Annotated in this window: 4 protein-coding genes and 1 pseudogene; 3 read left to right on the top strand and 2 right to left on the bottom strand. The window is 60.6% G+C overall.

Annotation, left to right across the window (positions count from 1 at the left end):
• Together B4F73_RS16755 and B4F73_RS09510 are read left to right on the top strand one after the other, a co-directional pair.
• Nucleotides 1-90, top strand: a pseudogene (locus B4F73_RS16755) (succinyl-CoA--3-ketoacid-CoA transferase); the annotation flags it as partial.
• Nucleotides 90-719, top strand: coding sequence for a CoA transferase subunit B (locus tag B4F73_RS09510; protein ID WP_290483103.1), 630 nt, complete (start codon nucleotides 90-92; stop codon nucleotides 717-719). The pseudogene B4F73_RS16755 and the gene B4F73_RS09510, both read left to right, overlap by 1 nt.
• 28 nt (nucleotides 720-747) lie before the next feature.
• On the opposite strand, the gene B4F73_RS09505 is transcribed toward B4F73_RS09510, so the two are convergent.
• Nucleotides 748-1,554: a DUF1206 domain-containing protein gene (locus B4F73_RS09505; RefSeq protein WP_290478688.1), complete on the bottom strand. Its 807-nt coding sequence runs from the start codon at nucleotides 1,552-1,554 to the stop codon at nucleotides 748-750.
• Nucleotides 1,555-1,681: 127 nt separating this feature from the next.
• Between B4F73_RS09505 and B4F73_RS09500 the strand changes: the two genes are divergently transcribed.
• Nucleotides 1,682-2,875: an aromatic amino acid transaminase gene (locus B4F73_RS09500; RefSeq protein ID WP_290483102.1), complete on the top strand. Its 1,194-nt coding sequence runs from the start codon at nucleotides 1,682-1,684 to the stop codon at nucleotides 2,873-2,875.
• Here the strand turns inward: B4F73_RS09500 and B4F73_RS09495 are convergent.
• Nucleotides 2,872-3,414 (bottom strand): thioesterase family protein (locus tag B4F73_RS09495; RefSeq protein ID WP_290483101.1); only part of this gene is annotated, 543 nt, incomplete at its 5' end. The genes B4F73_RS09500 and B4F73_RS09495 overlap by 4 nt on opposite strands.

The raw sequence follows: 3,414 nt of genomic DNA, 5'->3' as shown, positions 1-3,414 counted from the left end.
CTGCCGGGCATTTATGTGCACCGTCTTGTGCAGGGCGAATTCGAAAAGCGGATTGAACAGCGGACTGTCCGCAAGAAGGAGAGTGCCTGATGCCTTGGGATCGTAACCAGATGGCGGCGCGGGCCGCGCAGGAACTTGAAGACGGCATGTATGTGAACCTCGGCATCGGCATTCCGACGCTGGTGGCGAACCATATTCCGGACGGCGTCAACGTCACGCTGCAATCGGAAAACGGCATGCTGGGCATGGGACCGTTTCCCTATGAGGGCGAAGAAGACGCGGACCTGATCAATGCTGGCAAGCAGACGATTACCGAGCTTCCCCAGACAGCCTACTTCGACAGCGCTACCAGCTTCGGCATGATCCGGGGTGGCAAGATCGCCATGGCGATCCTGGGCGCGATGGAAGTGGCTGAGAATGGCGACCTGGCGAACTGGATGATCCCCGGCAAGCTGGTCAAGGGCATGGGCGGTGCGATGGACCTTGTGGCTGGTGTCGGTCGTGTCGTGGTGATCTCCGATCATGCGAACAAGCGCGGCGAGTCCAAGATCCTGAAGGAATGCACGCTGCCCCTGACCGGCCTGAAAGTGGTCGACCGGATCATCACCGATCTTTGCGTGATGGACGTGGTCGAGGGCGGCCTGAAAATCGTCGAACTCGCGCCGGACGTAACGCTGGACGAGCTGAAGTCGAAAACCGAAGCCACACTGGTCGACTAATCACAATGAACTGACAGTCGGCGCGCGCCTAGAGTGCGTCGCCTGACAGTTTGGGCACGATGCGATAGCGCGCCATCACGAAGCAATAGACCGCGAAGCCTGCAAGGCCAGCCCCTGCGAGCGCGAGCAGGATGCGTCCGAACGTCTGTGTCTCCAGAATGCGCAGTGCTTCGCCAAGGCCGGCGGCATGTTCCGGGTTGGCGGTTATGCCAGCGGTGAGGATCAGACCACCAACAATCAGCAGGACGAAGCCATGTGCGGCAAGACCGAAGCGGACGACGGGCTCGAGCTTCTCCGCCATTTCCTTGCGGACGATATCTTTGCGGTGAGCCGCCTTCCACGATTTCACGAACAGGTAGATGGCAACGCTTAGCGTCGTGATTCCAGCAGTGATAACGACCAGTCGACCTCCCGGGTGCTGCATCAGGGATGCGCTCCAATTCTCGGCGGAGGAATCGTTGCCGCTCGCCTGCGCGCCCTTCATCAGGATGAGGATGGCCGAGACGCCGAGGGCAGCATGGGTCAGGCCTGACATGATCTGACCTGCGCGATTGGCGTAGCCTTCGGCATCATCGCCTTCATTTTCGAGGTCCATGATGCCGTCCACTAGTCGCCAGAGTGTGTAGGCGAAAAGGCCGGCGGCCGTAATGGCCAGCAGCACGGCACCAAAAGGCTGGCGGATCAGGAAGTTCAGCGCGCCGGAGGTGCCTTCGGCCTCGCCGCCATTCAGGGCTGCAAAAAAAGCGAGCCCGCCTACGATCAGGTAAACCATGCCTCGCGCCCCATATCCGGCCCGCATGAGCCATTCGAGGGCGGTATTGGCGTGGTGGGTCATCAGGGGCCTTTCTGTATCTGAGGAGTAAAGCCCCGACGCGACAATCGGTTCCGTACGTGGCGGTTGCCGTGGCATCCACAACTGCATAGGGTCCGGCGCGACTTCCCAGAACAAACGGATTTCCAATATGTCCCAATTCTCGACCCTGACACCCATGCCGGCGGATGCACTTCTCGGCCTGATGACGGCTTATCGCGAAGATCCACGCGATGAAAAATTCGACCTGGGTGTCGGCGTCTACAAGAATGACAAGGGCGAAACCCCGGTGATGTCGGCCGTGGCCAAAGCCGAGGCGCTGATCCTGAAATCCCAGACCACAAAGGTATATGAAGGGCCGCGCGGCAATACCGACTATTGCGTCGCTATCGAAGGCTTCGTGTTCGGGGAAGGGGCGGCCGCTACCCAAGAAGGGCGTACGCTGTCGTTCACCGCACCGGGCGGATGTGGCGCACTGTTCCTTGGCACCGGCCTTATGAGCCGGATGGGCGTCAAGACGGTCTGGGTGTCGAACCCGACCTGGCCCAACCATCCGAACGTCGTGCGCTTCATGGGACTGGACGTTGCCGAGTATCCTTATGCTGATCCGGAGACGGGTGAGCTTGATCTTGCTGCCATGCTGGCGGGCATCGAAAAGGCCGAACGCGGGGATGGCATCATCATCCAGGGACCTTGCCACAACCCAACCGGCATCGACCTGACCATCGAGGACTGGAAAAAAGTCGGAGCGCTAGTGAAAAGCAAGGGCCTGATCGCGATGCTGGACGTTGCCTATCACGGCTTTGCGAAGGGGCTGGACGAAGACGTCAAAGGCGTGCGCGCGTTCATCGAGGCAGCGGGCGAAGCGCTGGTCTCCTATTCCTGCTCAAAGAATTTCGGCCTGTACCGCGAGCGCGCAGGCTGTTTCCTTGCCGTGGGCGAGTCGGCTGAGGGCATCGCGGCGGCGTCAACACATGTCGCAGCGCTGGCGCGAGCGAGCTATTCCATGCCGCCAGCGCATGGCGCAGCGATTGTTGCCACCATCCTGAACAATGCAGACCTACGCGCCGAATGGGAGGCCGAACTGACGCAGATGCGTGAACGGATGATCTCGCTGCGCAAGGCGCTTGCCGAGGCGCTGGTCGAGAAGACCGGTTCCAACCGGCTTGCCGCCGTGGCCAACCAGAATGGCATGTTCAGCCAGCTGCCGCTGTCGAAGGACGGCATCACCGCGATGCGTGAAAAGAGTGGTCTTTACATGCCAAATTCGGGACGCATCAATATCGCCGGATTGAACCTGAAGGATATTCCGGCTGTGGCAGATATCATCGCCAAGGAAGCCTAGATTTCAAGGCCGGGCGCCGCCATCTCGGTCAGCTCACTTATCATTTCGGGCGGCGCTGGGATGGCCTTGCGCGCGTCGAGATCCAGCGTGATAGCGGTCGCCTGCATGGTGGCCCAAGGCGTACCTTTGGCCGGATCCATCATCCAGTGAATCAGATTGTGCGTCTTTCCAGAGGCGCCGCCAAATGAGGTGTAGAGCTCATACAAATCACCGGCGACGGGCATCGCATGGTAGCGGAGCCTGTATTCCAATACTGCAGCACCCATGCGCAGATCGCCTGCCGTGTCGGCCACTCGCTTGCGCCAATTGTAGAGAATGTTTGGCACTGAATCCGAGGTGCGCCCGATCATCCAATAGGGCTGCATGCGCCCATGCACGTCGAGATGTTGGGGCGGAATGGCGCCGCGTCCGGCGAGGGGAGCGCCGACCTTCTTTACCCGGTCGAGCGTGATGTCTGACAGCGGCAGGCCGGGCGCCGACATGTCGATGGAGCGTGGCGCGGATTCCTCGGGCGCGGTGTCTGTGAAATTCGGGAAGGC

This window comes from Hyphomonas sp. UBA3601 (assembly GCF_002375605.1).
Classification (GTDB): domain Bacteria; phylum Pseudomonadota; class Alphaproteobacteria; order Caulobacterales; family Hyphomonadaceae; genus Hyphomonas.
Note: the sequence above shows the minus strand (reverse complement) of the source record. Positions and strands in the feature narration are given on the sequence as shown.